General features: G+C 62.0%; 13 protein-coding genes, 1 tRNA gene and 1 pseudogene. 4 read left to right on the forward strand and 11 right to left on the reverse strand.

Features of this window, described 5'->3' with window-relative positions:
* The coding region (gene era / locus NW853_RS04290) for a GTPase Era (protein ID WP_414347958.1) at window positions 1-974 on the reverse strand (974 nt) is incomplete at its 3' end.
* Window positions 975-995: 21 nt separating this feature from the next.
* Window positions 996-2705 (reverse strand): SpoIID/LytB domain-containing protein, encoded by a 1710-nt coding sequence (locus NW853_RS04295; RefSeq protein ID WP_414333829.1) that lies wholly within the window; start codon window positions 2703-2705, stop codon window positions 996-998.
* Between the two features lie 77 nt (window positions 2706-2782).
* On the opposite strand from NW853_RS04295, the gene NW853_RS04300 reads away from it, so the two are divergent.
* Window positions 2783-3205: a DUF1818 family protein gene (locus NW853_RS04300; RefSeq protein WP_414347960.1), complete on the forward strand. Its 423-nt coding sequence runs from the start codon at window positions 2783-2785 to the stop codon at window positions 3203-3205.
* Between the two features lie 255 nt (window positions 3206-3460).
* Here NW853_RS04300 and NW853_RS04305 read toward each other — a convergent pair.
* The 4 genes from NW853_RS04305 to NW853_RS04320 all read right to left on the reverse strand — a co-directional run bounded on the left by NW853_RS04305 (window position 3461) and on the right by NW853_RS04320 (window position 5744).
* Window positions 3461-3532 (reverse strand) — tRNA-Val (locus NW853_RS04305).
* A gap of 113 nt (window positions 3533-3645) precedes the next feature.
* Window positions 3646-3984, reverse strand: a complete 339-nt coding sequence (locus NW853_RS04310) for an antibiotic biosynthesis monooxygenase family protein (RefSeq protein WP_414333826.1) — start codon at window positions 3982-3984, stop codon at window positions 3646-3648.
* A 3-nt stretch (window positions 3985-3987) separates the two neighbouring features.
* A complete protein-coding gene (locus NW853_RS04315) occupies window positions 3988-4737 on the reverse strand; it encodes a phosphoadenylyl-sulfate reductase (protein WP_414333824.1) in 750 nt (249 codons plus the stop codon).
* Between the two features lie 77 nt (window positions 4738-4814).
* Window positions 4815-5744 (reverse strand): metallophosphoesterase family protein, encoded by a 930-nt coding sequence (locus NW853_RS04320; protein ID WP_414333822.1) that lies wholly within the window; start codon window positions 5742-5744, stop codon window positions 4815-4817.
* Between the two features lie 259 nt (window positions 5745-6003).
* Here NW853_RS04320 and NW853_RS04325 point away from each other — a divergent pair, with 259 nt between their 5' ends.
* From NW853_RS04325 to NW853_RS04335, 3 genes are all read left to right on the forward strand, one after another.
* Window positions 6004-6171, forward strand: coding sequence for a hypothetical protein (locus NW853_RS04325; protein WP_414337946.1), 168 nt, complete (start codon window positions 6004-6006; stop codon window positions 6169-6171).
* Window positions 6172-6304: 133 nt separating this feature from the next.
* Window positions 6305-8545, forward strand: coding sequence for a single-stranded-DNA-specific exonuclease RecJ (gene recJ, locus NW853_RS04330; RefSeq protein ID WP_414347962.1), 2241 nt, complete (start codon window positions 6305-6307; stop codon window positions 8543-8545).
* 136 nt (window positions 8546-8681) lie between these two features.
* Window positions 8682-11957 carry an AAA family ATPase gene (locus NW853_RS04335; RefSeq protein ID WP_414347964.1) on the forward strand — a complete coding sequence of 1092 codons (3276 nt, stop codon included), beginning with the start codon at window positions 8682-8684 and terminating at the stop codon, window positions 11955-11957.
* On the opposite strand, the gene NW853_RS04340 is transcribed toward NW853_RS04335, so the two are convergent.
* The 5 genes and pseudogenes from NW853_RS04340 to NW853_RS04360 all read right to left on the reverse strand — a co-directional run bounded on the left by NW853_RS04340 (window position 11954) and on the right by NW853_RS04360 (window position 16013).
* Window positions 11954-12397 carry a GerW family sporulation protein gene (locus NW853_RS04340; RefSeq protein WP_414347967.1) on the reverse strand — a complete coding sequence of 148 codons (444 nt, stop codon included), beginning with the start codon at window positions 12395-12397 and terminating at the stop codon, window positions 11954-11956. The genes NW853_RS04335 and NW853_RS04340 overlap by 4 nt on opposite strands.
* 293 nt (window positions 12398-12690) lie before the next feature.
* The gene (locus tag NW853_RS04345; RefSeq protein ID WP_414333816.1) at window positions 12691-12954 is read right to left on the reverse strand and encodes a DUF2973 domain-containing protein; all 264 of its coding nucleotides are present in this window, start codon (window positions 12952-12954) and stop codon (window positions 12691-12693) included.
* Window positions 12954-13277, reverse strand: coding sequence for a DUF2605 domain-containing protein (locus tag NW853_RS04350; protein ID WP_414333814.1), 324 nt, complete (start codon window positions 13275-13277; stop codon window positions 12954-12956). Before NW853_RS04350 ends, NW853_RS04345 begins: the two co-directional genes overlap by 1 nt.
* A 45-nt stretch (window positions 13278-13322) precedes the next feature.
* Window positions 13323-14807, reverse strand: a pseudogene (locus NW853_RS04355) (cobaltochelatase subunit CobN); the annotation flags it as partial.
* A 27-nt stretch (window positions 14808-14834) separates the two neighbouring features.
* Entirely contained in the window at window positions 14835-16013 is a 1179-nt protein-coding gene (locus NW853_RS04360) for a transaldolase (protein ID WP_414347969.1), read from the reverse strand.
* Window positions 16014-16131: the final 118 nt, after the last annotated feature.

Below are 16131 nucleotides of genomic sequence, written 5' to 3' on the forward strand. Positions count from 1 at the left end.
AGGTGCTCGGAGCGCCGCCAGTGGGGCCGCACCTTGACGAACAGCTCCAGGTAGACCTTGCCCAGGATCAGCTTTTGAATCTGTAGACGGGCGGCCTGGCCGATCTGCTTGAGCCTTTCCCCGCCTTTGCCGATGAGGATCCCTTTTTGCGAGTCCCGCTCCACGTAGAGGGTGGCCAAGATGCGGGTGACGGTGGGGGTTTCTTCCACCTGGTCGATGGTCACGGCCACCGAATGGGGCACTTCCTCGCGGGTATGCAGCAGCACCTGTTCGCGGATCAGCTCTGCCATAATGAACCGCTCCGGCTGATCCGTCACCAAGTCCGGCGGGTAGTAGTAGGGGCCGCTAGGCAGCAGGTCAACGGTGGCCTGGATGAGGGGCGCCAAACTGCTGGGATCCAACGCCGACACCCAGACGACAGGGGCGTTGGGCCGCAGGGCTTGGTAGCTCTCCTGGTGAGCCTGGCGCGTGGCCGCCTCTTTGGGCACAAGATCGGCTTTGTTGCAGACAAGGATGCAGGGGGTAGCAGCAGGGATCCGCTCGGCGATGAAAGTGTCCCCACGTCCCGCCGGCACCGAGCCATCCACCACGAAGAGGATCACGTCCACTGCGGCAATGGCGGCCTGGGCGTTGTGCACCAAGATCTCCCCCAGGCGATGATGGGGCTTGTGGATGCCGGGGGTATCCACCCAGATGATCTGGGCTTGCGGCAAGGTGAGGATCCCTTGCAGCCGGTTGCGGGTGGTCTGGGCCACGGGAGAAGTGATGGCGATCTTCTGGCCCACCAAAGCGTTCAGCAGGGTGGACTTGCCCACATTGGGCCGCCCGATCAGCGCCACAAACCCCGACTTAAAGCCCGGCGGGGCAACTGGAAGCGCATCGGCGACGCGAGAGGGCTGCGGTTCAGCGGGCGCTTTTCCCTGAGGGCCAGCAGGGGTTTCTTGGCTCTGCGCTCGTAGCTCTTCTTCAGCCATGGCCTTCCCCAGCCTTTGTTTCTAGCGGACAGAGTAGGCCCCTGCGGCGGCAGGTAACTGCAGGGATAGGGATCCCAGCGGGGCCAAGGTGGTGCCGGGGTAATAAAAAGCGAGGATTTGCGCCGCGTTCAACCCCCGCCGCGCCAAGGTATAGGAGCCGTACTGGCTCAGGCCCACCCCATGGCCAAAGCCGCCGCCGATAAAGCGATAGCCTACCAGTCGCTCCCCTTGTTTTAGAGGCTCTATCCGAAATAGGGTGCTGTAGAGGCGGGGAAAAGCCAAGCGCACCTGATCCTTGCGCAAAAGAATCGAGTGGAGCCCTTCCGCCGTCTGCAAGTCCAACTGCAGCGCCTGCACCCGGCCACTGACAGAGCGCTCCAGAATCTCCATCCCCGCAATGCTGCTCCAAATGGGCATTGGGATCCCCAGATAGTCTTGGCCGGCTCGCAACTGGGCATTCAGCTCCTCCAGCGATTGGGAGAACTCCCAGCGGAAGAGGCGCGACACCCCCGATTCATTAAAGCCCTCCCGCCGGGCCAGGAAGGCTTGCAAGTCGTTCTCCTGCCGCAAATCGAAGGGCTTATCGGGCGGGTGGGCGATATCCACCTGCGGACGCAGATAGGGGCGCGGCTCCCCGTCCCAAACCTCTTCAAACGCCGCCGATACGCCGCCGTTGGTGGAAGAATAAACGGCATCCACCAGCTCGCCGTTGTAGGTGAGCACCAGGCCGCTGGTCTGGCGAATGGCTTCGTCGGCCCGTGGGTGGGTGCCGCTCAGCCCCTTGTAAACCTGGCAGTGGGTGTTGGCACAGAGCTGGTAATCGTCGATCCGAAAGCGGTGTAGGTTCTTGAGGGCGTAGGTGCGCGCCAAAATCGCCTGGGCAGCCATGGCGGCAAAGGGAGCCCCTGGCCCCACCTCATGGGGCACCACCCCCCGCAAATAGGTTTCCAAGGGCACAGCGTTGACCACCGTATAGCTGCCGTAGGCATTGGGCTGAAGGGTAATGGATCCGGCATAGTAGCGGTCGTTCACCCGCAAATAGCCGGCATCGGAGGTCACCCGGAGGCGGGTGCGGTGGTAGCGAAAATGCTCATGCACCCAGCTCAGCTCTGCCCGTTCGCGTCGCTCCTGCACCTCCAGCCGCACCTGAGGGATCCCTTCTTTCTGGGCATATTGCTGAATCTGGATCAGTTGTTGGGGGGTGTAGGCGCGGTTGGCCCACACCTGCCATTCCTGCGGTTGGGCGATCTCGGTGTGGATGCCCAGAGATTCCCAGTAGTTGGCGCTGGCCTCGGCGCTCTCGAAGCTTTTGTGGCTGCTGAGGATGAGGCGGTACACGGTTTCCGGGCTGGCCAGGGCGCGGTTGACGATCCCAACAGTAACTTGTGGGAGGCGCTGCGTCTGGGTGCTGCCGTCTGCTTGAGCAAATTCCAGGGTGAGGAAAGACCCCAGCGGCGCTGCCAATTCCACCTGATCTTGCTCAGAAAGGCCAAAGCGTTGCACAATGCCCACGTGTAGGATCGGGTTTTCGGGGGTGGCCGCCGCGGACAATCGCGCCGGCGAAACAGGGTTCTCGGCCTCTTTGCGCACCCCGGTCGCGTCAGCGGCACGGAGCACCAAGGCTGTCAGCAACAGGCCCAAGCCGGAAATGAAGGTGCTTTGTTTGCGCCAGCGGAGCGGAGTCCTTAAAAACCGGCGAGGTTGGGCAGTAGGAGACTGACAACTGGCCATGGCCGCTTTATCCTAAAACACACCCTGTCGATTGTACCCGCATCTTTTCTGGCCTACCGGCAGCGGTGCAAAGCCCTATGGATGCTGTTCCCGACAAGGAGTTCCCCATCGGACGGAGCCCTGACGTGGCCCGCTCTGCTTTGCGCAAGGGATCCGGCTGGCGGCTGGGCTGGGATCCCTCCCGCTCCCCCTTTGTGGCCCTGGTGGGGGGAGAGACTTGGGCGCTGGAGCTCACCCAAGAGGAGTGGCAAGCGTTTGCGGAAGGGGTGCAGCGCCTGCAGCAGGATCTGGAGGCCATCGCCTCCCAACTGATGGCGGAGGAAAGCATTACACTGGAGCAGACTTTCCCTGTCTTGACTTTGATAGCCAGCGGCAGCGCCACCGCCTGGGGCCTCTACCTGCAGTTGCACCAGGGCCGGCGCGGCGAAGGTTTTTGGCCTGCTGACGTCGTCCCCGAACTCTGTCGGGCCGTTGCTCAATTTTTTGACCCAGCCTCTTGAGCAAGCCTGCAGGGCAACTCTCCCGACAGGCCTGGCCCTTAGCCAACCATTACTCCCGTCAACACCCGAGAGAATCCGTGACATCCACTACTTTCCCCCGCAGGTTGGCAGCGGCATTGGCATCCGCATTATCCAAGAAACTTGCCTGTGAACTGTACGCCTCATCGACCTCGATGAAGTCCCGCTCCCACAAAATACCCATGAGCAGCTCAACCTAGCCCTGTAGCTTGCCCCCAAAGCGGATTCTGAAGGACATGGGCTGTGCTGGAATTGAACCAGCGGCTCCCACCGTGTCAAGGTGGTACTCTACCACTGAGTTAACAGCCCCTCTGAGCGATGCCGACGCACACCTGGGCGGAAGGTCGGAAATTGATAATATCACATTCAACCCGTGCGATTGAGAATCAGCTTGACTCGAGAGTGGGTGCTGAACCGGCATCCTATTTTTGCAAATTTAAATCGAAGGGATGTTCGGATCCGGCCAACAACTGGTAGTGCAACACCTGCGGCGGGCGAGCAAAGTAGGGCCCGATGAGGGCACGCCAGCGGACAAAGTTTTCCGATTGGCGGAAGTTGACCAGATGGGCCTCTAGGGATCCCCACTGCACCAGCAGCAGGTATTGCTGGGGGTGCTCCAAACAGCGCTGCAGTTGGTGTTGCCGATAGCCATCGGTTTGTTGCAGATAAACGAAAGCCTGGCCGATGGCAGCTTCAAAAGCAGCTTCCGAGCCGGGGGTAATTTCAAACCGGGCCACCTCCAGGACAGGAGCCGTGTTCATAGGCTATGTGTGCAGACCACACTCGGTTTTGGCTGTGCCCTTCCAGCGGCCGGAGCGGGGATCCGCCCCCGGCTCTACCGGCGCCGTGCAGTGGAGGCAGCCGATGCTGGGATAGTTGCGATCGTGCAGGGGATTGTAAGGGATCCCGTGGGCGAGGATGTATTTCCAGACTTGGCCGTTTGTCCAGTCGGCAAGGGGGTTGAGCTTGAGGCGGTTGCGCTTGGCATCCCACTGCACCTTGCCAATATCGGCGCGGGTGGGGGATTGCTCGCGGCGCATCCCGGTAATCCAGGTGGTGCAGTTGGCCAGGGCGCGATTCAGGGGCTCTACCTTGCGAATGTTGCAGCAGAGGTCGGGGTTGGTGCGGTACAGCTCTGGCCCATATTGCGCCGCCTGCTCTTCGGGGGTGAGCAGAGGTTTGAAGATCTCCAGTTGCAAGTGAGGGTAGCGGGCCAACACCTGTTGCTGCAGTTGCAGGGTTTCCGGGAAGTGAAAGTCGGTATCCAGGAAAAAGGCGCGCACCTGCGGGCGAATGGCCGTGAGCAGATCGATCAACACCAGGTCTTCCGGGCCCAAGCTACAGGCCAGCACCAGCCCATCTCCAAACTCCTCTACCCCCCAGGCCAGCAAGTCACTGGCCGACAAGGGCTCAAAGTGCTCGCTCAGAGAGGCTACCTGGGGCTGATACTGTTCTCGCACGGCCTGGGCCGCCAGCTCCCAGCGGCTAGAAGAAGAAGAAAGGCTTGCCGTCATAGGGGGAAGACACCGAATGCAACGATCCTCGTCTTTATTAATCTACACTAATTCGGTCAAGCTTTGGGATTTTTGGGCTACGAGGCAGCGGCGGGCAGAGGTAGGGATCGGGATCCCCTGGCACGGAGGGGGATTTGTCCCCAGCGATCCCGTCGGATCCCCATAACCAAGCCGTGCCAGAGGGGGCTGGGATCCGGCTCCGGCAGGTGAACCCAGTGGTAGCGCAACACCCCTCGCCGTGGGTTGATATCCAGCTCAAACACCCGCAGAGCCGAAACCGGCCCCACCAGCGGAGGTGCCGTCAGGTAAGGGATCCCATCTCGCACATACACCTTCGGCACATGCAGATGCCCGCTCAACACCGCCACCACCCGCCCGTGATTGGCCAGGAGGGTGTGTAGTGCCGAGGCTTGCTCGCTGCGGAGCCGGTACTTGCGGAACAAGACCGCATCCATCTGGGTGGGGGAGATAAAAGGAGGCTGATGGATGAGCAGAATCAGCCATTCCTCGGGCACCGCTTGTAGATGTTCGCTTAGCCAGTGCAGTTGCGAGGGACGCAGCACACCCTGAGGCAAGGGGAAGTGTCCTAAACTAGCGTCGAGGGCAACCAGGCGGATCCCGGGCAGAGGGGAAAGGCTGTAATCGACATAACCGGTAGGAGCTGGGGACAGGGGGAATTGGCTTTGGCACCAACGGATGAACTGATCCCGGTTGAAGCGCCCTTTTCTCCTCAAGGTATCGACATCGTGGTTGCCCAGGCTGAGGTAGTAGGGCACCCGCAGTTGGGCGAGAATCTCCCGGAACAACTCAAAGCTCTCCGGATCGGCTTGATCCACCAGATCGCCGGTAAACAGGACAAAGCGCAGATCGGGTACTTGGTTGAGATGGGCAACGGCAGCTTGCAACTGGCGGCGAGGGGAATCGGACATCCACCAGCAGCGGCAGCCCGTCTCGGGCATCAGGTGGACATCTGAAACTTGAGCAAAGCAAATGCGTTGGGTTGCCATTGTCTAGGTACTTATTCACACCCCACGCCCGCATCATAAGTCAATAACTAGCTGGAGGGCTATGGGCTTCTCTTAACCTCTGCCGCGATGACCTCACCCCCAGCCCCTCTCCCAGAGGGGGAGTTGTGGTTGCTGTGATTTGGAATCGCCACAAATGAGTCTGATTCTTGTTCCGGCGCCGCTGCCGAGCAACCGCTAGGGTATAGGGACACAGATCTTCGACAAGAGGATCCCTCAGTTCAAGCAAGGAGAAAACATCATGTCTGCTACCACCCTTGTTCGTTGCGCCTGTGAACACTGCAACTGCAGCTTCGAAAGCAGCCAAGGCTATCGCTACGAAGGCCAACTCTACTGCAGCGAAGCCTGTGCCACCCATGACCACGCCCACCCTTCGCCTTGCTGCGTGGCCTCTCACTGCTGTCAATAGCAGGTTGGCAGGGATCGCTCACCCCGGCTGTTGCTTTCCGGGATCCTGTGTTGCTTCTCTCCCTGGGCAGTTTTTGATACGCTCCTAAGGAGCTCTATCCCCGTCGGCCCGGGGGCCGGCCCAACCCGTTGGCATGGAATACCGCTGGGATCTGCTGCCCACTCCACCCCAGTTTGATCCGGAGCTGAGCCGAGAATACGGCAAGTATGCAGCCAAGGTGCTGGCCTTGCGTGGGCTGCACAGCCGGGAACAAGCGCGGGCCTTCGTCGATCCTGATCAGTATTCTCCCACGCCAGCGGGATCCCTGCCGGATCTGGAGCGGGCAGTAGCACGCCTGTTGCAGGCAAGAAAAAGAGGAGAAACCCTTTGCATTTGGGGAGATTTCGACTGCGATGGCGTTACCGCCACCAGCCTCTTGCTCTCGGCGTTACAGCCCTTGGGCTTCCGAGTCCAGTTCACCCTACCGCTGCGCAGCAGCGAAGGGCATGGCTTGAACCCCCAGCGGCTGCAGCAGGTGCTGGCACAGGGCTGCCAAGTGCTCCTGACGGTGGATTGCGGCATGGGCAATGCCGCCGAGATTGCCGCCGCCCAAGCCGAAGGGGTGGACGTGATCGTGACGGATCACCACACGCTGCCGGATCCCTTGCCCCCTGCCCATGCGGTGGTCAACCCACTGCGCCTGCCAGAGGAACATCCGCTGCGCTTTCTGCCGGGGGTGGGGGTGGCCTACAAGCTGGCGGAGGCCCTCTACCAAGCGCTGGGGATCCCAGGCGTAGAAGAGCACCTGGATCTGGTGGCGGTGGGGATCGTGGCCGATGTGGCGGTGTTGCAGCGGGAGTGCCGCTACCTGGTGCAGCGGGGCCTGCCCGTGCTGGCCAAGACGCAGCGCCCGGGGCTGCGAGCTCTTTTGGATCAGATGGGCAACGGCCAATCCTCAGGAACACCAACAGCCCAAGACATCGCCTTTCGCCTTGCTCCCAAGCTGAACGCCATTGGCCGTTTGGACGATGCCAGCCTGGCGGTGGAGCTGTTGACCACCTCCGATCCGCAGCGGGCCCAGACGCTGGTGGAGCATTTCGTTGCCCTCAATGAGGAGTGTCGGCAGCTCACCCAACAGGTGCTGCAAGAGGTCAGCCAGCAGGTGGAGAGCTTGGATCTGGCGCGGGAGCGGGCCATCGTCCTGGCCGGAAGCGGCTGGAATGCAGGGGTTTTGGGAATTGCCGCGGCGCGCTTGGCGGAGCAATACGCTTGCCCGACGGTGTTGATCGCCAAAGACGAGAGGGCGGGACGGGGCTATGGGTCGGGCCGCTCGATTCCAGGGGTGAACCTGGTGGAGGCCATCGAGGCCGTGCGCCCCCTCTTGCTGGGGGGAGGCGGACACCCTATGGCTGCCGGGATCCAAGTAGATCTGTCTTGCCTGGCCGCCGTACAACTGGCTTTGCGGCGGGAGCTGGCCGCGAGGGTCAGCCCGGATCGCCAAGCTCGCGCCCTGGCGGTGGAGATCGTCATCGATTGGGAACTGTTGGCCTCTCAGGGCCGGGATAGGGTGGCAGAGCTGGACGAGGTGTATCGGCAGTTGCAGCTTCTGCAGCCCTTTGGCCACGGCAATCCCAACCCCGTCGTAGCCCTGATGAACGTTTGTCGCGGCAGCGTCAAGCTGGGGGCTTCCCAGAATGGCCGCCACTTAAGGTTTGATCTGCAAGGCAGGCTGGGATCCCGTACCCTCTGGTTTTGGCAAGCCGGCGAAGAGCTGGAGCAGTGGCAAGAATGCCAGGCTATGGACATCGCCCTGCAGTTGGAAGCGGATGACCAGGGCAGACAACCCTGGCAAGGCAAAGTACTGGCGCTGCGCTCCTCTGGCGACTGGCAGGCGCCCACCGTTTCCGCCACCCGTCTCCAGATCCAGGATTACCGGCAACGCCCCCTGCCGGATTCTCTCAGAGAAGCCGTCTGCTACAGGGGGCAGGCTCTGCCCCTCGATCAAGACTTCCTCCCGTCGGCAAAAACAGCTCTGGTGCTGGCCCGCTGGCCCTGGCTGCCGACGGATCTGGCCCAACTGCTGCAACAGCTACAGCCGCAAACCCTGATCCTGGCTGCTTCTGGCCACCGCTGGGAGCAGATCCCCCAACTGCAGGCACTCTGGCAAGCGGGCCAACGGGATCCCGACGCTCTGGCGGCAGCGACTGGCCTGCCTCGACAGTGGCTAGCGGAATTGCACAGCCCAGAGGAAATTCCCACCTTGCTGCTGGGCCGCATCCGCGAATCCCAAGCTTTCCACCGCTGGCTGGACGAGGCCAGCTCCGACCAAATCGCCCAGCTCTGTCAACGGCTGCTGCAACCGGATCCCGCGCCGGCGGCTTTGTCTCCGAAGTAGAGGTGAGGGATCCCTTCAATTCCCGCAAAAAAGTTGGCAAGGCTTGGGATCTGGCCAACCCTTTCAAGGCCGACGCGATACTCTAGATCAAACGGCTTAGCTCTAGCGTTTTGCCGCACCCAGAGCCCAGTCTTCCGTGATCCCGGTTCGCCTGACCTTACACCATTTTCTCTGCTACTCTCACGCCGTTTTGGATCTGCGCGGGATCCACACCGCCTGCATTTGTGGCCCCAACGGGGCGGGCAAGTCAGCTTTGCTCGACGCCCTTACCTGGGGCCTCTGGGGACAAAGCCGGGCCAGCAACGACAGCGATCTCATCCGCAAAGGTGCCAGTGAAACCTGGGTGGAAGTGATTTACCGCTCGCGGGGGCAAACCTACCGCATCCTGCGCAGCCGCCACCTGTCGGGGGAGGGATCCCTGGAGTGGCAAATTCAAGCTGGAGAAACCGCCTGGCGCAGCCTAACCCGCCGCGGCATGCGCGCTACCCAACAGGCCATCCAAAGTCAGCTTGGCCTCGACTACGATACCTTCATTCACTCGGCCTACCTGCGGCAGGGACGAGCCGATGCCTTTACCCTGAAGCGCCCCGGCGAGCGCAAGCAGATCTTGGCCGATATGCTCAAGCTGGGCCAGTACGACCTGCTGGCCGAGCGCTGCCGCGAACAGGCTCGCAGTGCCAAGCTGAAAGCGGATCTACTCCAAGAGCGCCTGCCCAAGCTGGAGCAACAGCAGGCCTCTATCGAGCAGATCCAAGCCGAACTGGAGCAGCTCCAACAACAGCAAACCCATCTGCAACAGCTCCTGGCCCAACAGCAGCAGGAATTACAGTCTCTAGAGCGGGCCTATGAACATCGCCACACCCTAGAGGAGCGCCACCGGCAACTCACCCAACACCTGCACAAGCTCAGCGCCAACCTGCACCACACCGAACAGCAGTGGCGAGCCCAACGACAGCACCTGCTGCAGTTGGAAGAGCTGATCGCCCAAAGCGAGGAGATCCTGGCGGGCTATAAACGCTATCAGTCCCTGATGGCCCAAGATCGCCATCTTCACCGCCTCTTCGAGCAACAGCAACACCTGCTCCAAGAGCGCCAAAAGCTGCAGGCCCAACAAGCTGAGTACCGACAGCAGCAACTGCGCAGAATGCAGCGGCTGCAACAGGAATTGGCCGCCTGCCAGGCCCAAGCCCAGGCCGATGCCCAGGTGCTGGCAGAAGGGGAGCGCATCGAAAACGCCCTCCACCACTACCGGCAAGCCCAGGAGCGCCTGCAGATCTTGAACGATGCCCAGGCCCAAGCCGCCGCCCTCCTAGAGCAACAACGGCACTGGCAAGAGCAGATCCGCCGCGAGCGAGAACGCCTGCAAGCCCGCCTCCAGCTCCTCAAGCAGCAACTGCAAAACCAGGAAACCCTGGCCCAACAGCAGCAGCAACTGGCCCAGAAAATTGCCGCCGGCGTCGCAGCCCTGGCCGAGCTGGAGCAACGGCGTCTCTACCAACAGCAGGTGCTGGAAAAAATTCAAGAGCGCCGCCTCTTTGTGCAGAAGCTGCAGGAGCGGCAGCGGGTTCTCCAGCACCAATGGCAACAGGAGGAAGAGCGCTGCCGCCTATTAGAGGCTCCTTGGGAGGCCTTTCCCGTTGGCGATAGCAGGACGGAGTCCTTTCACCCCGAGCGGCTGGATCTCGGGGATCCGGATCGCCCAGATCCTTACAATCCAGAGCAAGAAAGGCACCACTCCGCCCCTGCCTTGGCGGGGGTGAAGTCGATGGCAGAAGGTGGGGAGGAAGAACACCCAGAATCCGAAGCCACCCCGGAAGCAGCCTTCTCAGAGCAGCCTGCCGCGCCTGCGCCGGCACCGTCCACCCAGGCGTTGGCTGTCCCGGAATCCCACCTTTGGGTTTGCCCCCTCTGCGCCCGTCCGCTCAGCCCGCACCTGAGGGATGTGGTGCTGCAAAAGCACCGCCAGCGCCAAGAAGAGATTGCCGGCGAGCTCTTTGTGATTCGCGAGCAACTGGCGGTGGCCGACCGGGAGATCGGGCTGCTGCAAGAGGAAGCTCGGCGTCTTGAGCAAGAATTGGCCGCTTGGGATGAGCGTCTGCACCTCCAGGGGCGGCTGCAGCAGCAGTGGGAGGCCGGGCAGGAGCGCCATCGGCAACTGGAGGCTTGGCGGGCAGAAGCGGCAGAACTGGAGCAAATCCTCAACCAAGAAGCTTATGCCCCAGAGGCGCGGCAGCAGCTTGCCCAGATCCAGCAGGCCCTGCAACACCTGGGCTACGACGAGCGCGAACACGCCCTGCAACGGGGAGAGGTGGAGCGCTGGCGCTGGGCCCTGGGCCGCTCCCACGAGCTGCGCAAAGCCCAGGAGCGCCGAGCCCAGTTGTGTGAACAGATCGCCTCCCTACAAGCGCAACTGGAAGCCCTGCAACAGGCGGGATCCCCTGACTCGCCGCTGGCAGAACGCCTGGCCCAAATCGAGCAGGCGCTGCACCACCTTGGCTACGACGGATCCCTGCACCAGCAGGTAAAAGCAGAACTGGCCCAGGCGCAACTGTGGCCGGCCCGCCTGCAGGCCCTCCAAATAGCCCGCCAGGAGCTGCCGGAAGCCACAGCCCGCAGCCAGATCTTGTCCCAACGCCTGCAGGAAAGCCGGCAGCACTTTGCCCAGGCCACCCAAGAGCTGGAAGCGCTGCAGCAACAACTGGCGGAGCAGCCTGAGGTCTTGCCCGCCCACCTGGAAGGGATCCGCCAAGCTCTGCAGGAGCACCGGCAAGGGCTGGATCAGGTGCTTTCTCAAATCGGGGCGGCCCAACAGCGGCTACAGCAGGCCCTTGAACAACAGTCGGAGCGGGCAGAGCTAGAGCGACAACTGCAGCAGGCCCGCCGCCAGCAGCAGGTGTACCAGGAGCTGGCCAACGCCTACGGCCGCAACGGCATTCCCGCCCTGATCATCGAAAACGTTCTGCCAGAGCTAGAGGCCCAGGCCAACCAGATCCTGGGCCGCCTCACCCAACACCGCCTCCATCTGCGCTTTGTAACCCAGCGCTCGGGGCGACGCTCGGACAAGCTAATTGAAACCCTCGACATCCTCATCGCCGATCCCCGCGGCACCCGCCCCTACGAGACCTACTCCGGCGGTGAGGCCTTCCGCATCAACTTCGCCATTCGCCTGGCCCTCTCCCGCCTGCTTACCCAGCGCTCCGGCTCCGACCTGCAAACATTGATCATCGACGAGGGGTTTGGCTCCCAGGACGCCACCGGGCGGGCCCAGTTGCTGGCGGCCATCAACGCTGTGGCCTCTGACTTTGCCTGCATCCTGGTGATCACCCACATCCCCAGTCTGCAAGAGGCCTTTCCCCACCGCATCGAGGTGCAGCCCTCCCCCCAGGGATCCCGCCTCTCCATTCGCGGCTAGTCATTTGGCTGGTCATTTGAGGAGTTGCCGGCCCGGCTCTGGAGCCACTGCTGCAGCAGGGGAATTATAGTCTCGCCAAGCTGGCTCCACTGGCCGGGCTTTTGGGCCGTGGTCAGCAGCTCCACCCGCTCCCCTCGGATCACCAAAAAGCCCACCGGCTCGATGCGCACCCCGCCCCCCGCTCCGCCAAACAGGCTGGCCGGATCCCGTCCGTTGCTGCGAAAGCCGCTGGCCGTTTTGCCAAAATGGCCCCCTCCTCCGCCAACGCCAAAATAGAGCGACACGTAGGGGACAATCGTTGTGTCGCCAATGGTAATCGGCTGGCCAAAGGTCTGTCCCGTCTCCGCCAAAACCGTCAGCTTGCTCAGCACCGCCTCCAGGACGGCTTCCACCTCGAAATCGGAATTGGAATCGGATCCCATTTGTGACGTTTGCGTCAATGCTGCAGGCCAGCTCCAGAGGCCACCAGGTGAAGAACCAGATTGACTGTAGTTGCCTCAAACAAGGTTAAGATACCTTGCCGCCTACCCAAGTGCTCCGCGCCGCTACCCTCACCCCCGGCCCCTCTCCCTCAGGGACGACCCTCACCCCCAACCCCTCTCCCTCAGGGAGAGGGGAGTTAGGAATAGTGCTCGGCGCCAGGTGCTTTATCGTAACTTCATCCAAGAAAGGCTACTTACCCCCACAACTGACTCGGGCCGACACCGAGAAAGGGGAAGCTCCTGCGCCGCTTTTAATCCTCGTCAGGAGAGCCAGAGTAGAGATCTTCCAGGCGGCTGCGGGCTTCTTCCAGGCTGGTCGAACGAATCACCAACAAGGGCTCTTCCGTCAGGTTGCCTTCTTCATCCAAGAGCTCTGGGTGGGGCGCCTGTCGGCGAGCGCGACGGGGCGAGGCCTTGCGCTCTTCTTTGCCCAACGTGATGATATTGGCCACCAGGTTACGCAGGGCCACAAAAGCAATGGCCACGAAAGCGATGAGGTAGAGGATCTGCAGCATCACGGGTCAGATGAGTCAGAGGAAGGGTGAATTTGGCGGAAGCGACGGCCCAGCTCGGCGCACTCCATCAGCAGGTGATGCCATTTTGCCATCAGCGCTGGGTCAACGCCAACTTCATTCTCCGACAACTGATAGAGGGCTTCTGCGGCTTGCAATTCTGCTTGGGCAGCCAAAACCCGCTCCAGAAGGGCCTGCTGCGCCTCTGGGCTAATAAATTCTAGGGTTTCTTCTTGCAAAAAGCGGCGGGAGCGCTCAAACCAGTAGCGGTAATCTTCCAGTAGGGGCCCCAGAATCTCTCGCAGTAACTTGGCTTTGCTCATCATTGGGATCCCTCCGCGCCTGGTTTGCTGAGAGCATCTTAGCTGAACTTAACCTTCTCCCGCCAGGGATCCCTGGGTGGCCTCCAGGCGGGCTTCCGTCTCCAGCAGCAGGGCTTCCAGCTGGGGCACCAGCTCTAGGGCCTGCTCTTGCCAGTAGCCCCGCTGGTGGGCTTCCAGCAGCCGCTCGCTCATATCCCGCAGTGCCCAGGGGTTGTGATCCCGCAGAAACTGCTGCACCCGGGGATCCAACAGGTAGGCGCGGGCTACCCCGGCGTACATGAAATCGGGCACGGCGTGGGTGGTGACGTCGTAGGCAAAAAGGTAGTCGAGGGTGGCGGCCATCTCAAAGGCGCCTTTGTAGCCGTGGCGCATTACGCCGGCAATCCACTTGGGGTTGACGACGCGGGCGCGATAGACGCGGTCGATCTCTTCGGCCAGGGTGCGGATCTTGGGGTTGTGGGGACGGGCGTGATCCCCGAAGTAGATTTGGGGGTTGCGGCCCTGGAGGGTGCGCACGGCTGCCACCATGCCCCCCTGGAACTGGTAGTAGTCATCGGAGTCGAGGAGATCGTGCTCGCGGTTATCCTGGTTGTGCAGGACAATTTGCAAGCGGGCCAGTTGCCGCCGCAGAGCTGCGGGGGCCGGCTCTCCCTCGCCCTCGGCCCGGTAGGCGTAGCCGCTCCAGGTGAGGTAGGCGCGCGCCAGATCCGCCTCGGTTTCCCAGTTTTGCGCCTCGATCAGCCCCTGCAGCCCGGCTCCGTAGGCCCCTGGTTTGGAGCCAAAGATGCGCAGCCGCGCCCGCTCTGCCGCTTCTGAAGGCGGGATCCCTTGCTCCTGCCAGTACTGGGTATCGGCCAGCACCTGGGCCCGCAGGGGGTTGTCGGCTTCCGGTTCTTCCAGGGCGGCCACGGCCTGCACGGCCCGGTCGAAGAGGGCAATCAGGTTGGGAAAAGCATCGCGAAAGAAGCCGGAGATGCGCAGGGTTACGTCCACGCGGGGACGGCCCAAAGCCGCTACAGGCAGAATCTCGATATCCACCACCCGTCCCCCCTCCCAGCGGGGCCTAACCCCCAAGAGCGCCAGCGCCTCCGCCCAGTCCTCGCCGCCGGTTCTCAGGGTGGCAGTTCCCCAAACGGATAGGCCCAGGTGGCGGGGATATTCCCCCTGCTCTTGCACGTAGCGCTCCACCACCCGCTCGGCGGCCAGCGAGCCAACCTGCCAGGCGGTGGGGGTAGGAATGGCGCGGATATCCACCGAGTAGAAGTTGCGCCCGGTGGGCAACACCTCCACCCGGCCCCGCGTGGGGGCGCCGGAAGGGCCGCTGGGCACATAGCCGCCATTGAGCCCGCGCAGGAGATTTTCCAGCTCCTGGGGCGTTTGCTGCAGGCGGGGGAGCAAGTCCGTCTCGATCCAGCGCAGCACCTGGCTGGCCGCCGGCCCCGGGGGCGGATCGTAAGGGATCCCCTGTAGCCGCTGGGCAATCCAGAGGCGGGCCTGGGCCTCTAGGGCAGCTACCCCATCCCCGATGCGGCGAAAGTTCTCGCCCATAGAGCTGGCTGGCTAATTCCTCAAGTAGACGGCTGCCCCTAGGCCGACCAGCATTTCTTCGGGGGTAATTTTGCCATCTTGGTTGGTGTCGAGGGCATCGAAGACGCGATCCGCCCCCATCCACTCCTCGCGGGTAATGAAGCCATCCCCATCCAGGTCGTAGATGCGGAAGACATCCTGGGCGGCGTGGGTAATCGTTTCCTTGGCGCCCTCCAGCTTCTGTAGCCGCTCGGTGAGCAGCCTTTCCAGCACCTCCAGCGCCTTGGAGAAGCCCTGGATCCCTTCTTCCAGCTTTTCTGAAGCCATGCGGTTTTCCCGGTGCATCTGGTCGAAGGTGGCTCGATCCATCACCAGACGCGGGATGTCCATTTTCTTAGCTTTTTCCGGATCCAGTTTGCGCTCCAGGTGGCCTTCGGTGTTTTGCAGCTCCGCCAACAGAGCCGGCGAGATGGTAAGCAGATCGCAGCCGGCCAGCTCGATGATTTCCCCAATGTTGCGGAAGCTGGCGCCCATCACTTCCGTCGGGTAATCGTATTTGCGCAGATAGTTGTAGATCTGGGTTACCGACTGCACGCCCGGATCTTCAGCAGGGGGATAGCTCTCCCGGCCTGTGTGTTTTTTGTACCAATCCAAGATGCGGCCCACAAAGGGCGAGATGAGGGTTACCCCTGCTTCCGCACAGGCAATGGCCTGGTGCAGGCCAAACATCAGAGTCAGGTTGCAGTGGATCCCTTCTTTTTCTAAGATCTCGGCGGCGCGGATCCCTTCCCAGGTCGAAGCAATTTTAATCAACACCCGCTTGGGATCCGCCCCTGCCGCCTTGTAGAGCTCGATGAGGTAGCGGGCCTTGGCTACGGTAGCCTCGGTGTCGTAGGAGAGGCGGGCATCTACCTCGGTCGAAACCCGACCGGGGATGATGGAGAGAATGCGCACGCCAAAGGCTACCGCCAATTCATCGATGGCGTGGGCCACTACGGTTTTGGTGTCGGCTTTAGATCCCAGTTCTTTGCGGGCCTTGAGCAAGGTCTCATCGACAATGCCCTGGTACTGGGGCATTTGGGCGGCTGCTGTGATCAAAGAGGGATTGGTGGTGGCATCCTGCGGCTTAAAGGTCTCAATGGCGTTGATATCCCCCGTGTCGGCCACCACGACGGTCATCTCTCGCAACTGCTCCAGCAGGCTCTTGCTCATACTCCCCTCCTTAGCTATCGCGCTTCTGCGACCCAGTCCTAGTGTCGCCCACCCAGGCAAGGGATCCCGGTAGATGTGAGATTGTCTTAATTGTCTGCCCCACCGGTGTGGGGACAAC

It is taken from the genome of Synechococcus sp. H55.11, assembly GCF_047462475.1.
Lineage (GTDB): Bacteria > Cyanobacteriota > Cyanobacteriia > Thermostichales > Thermostichaceae > Thermostichus.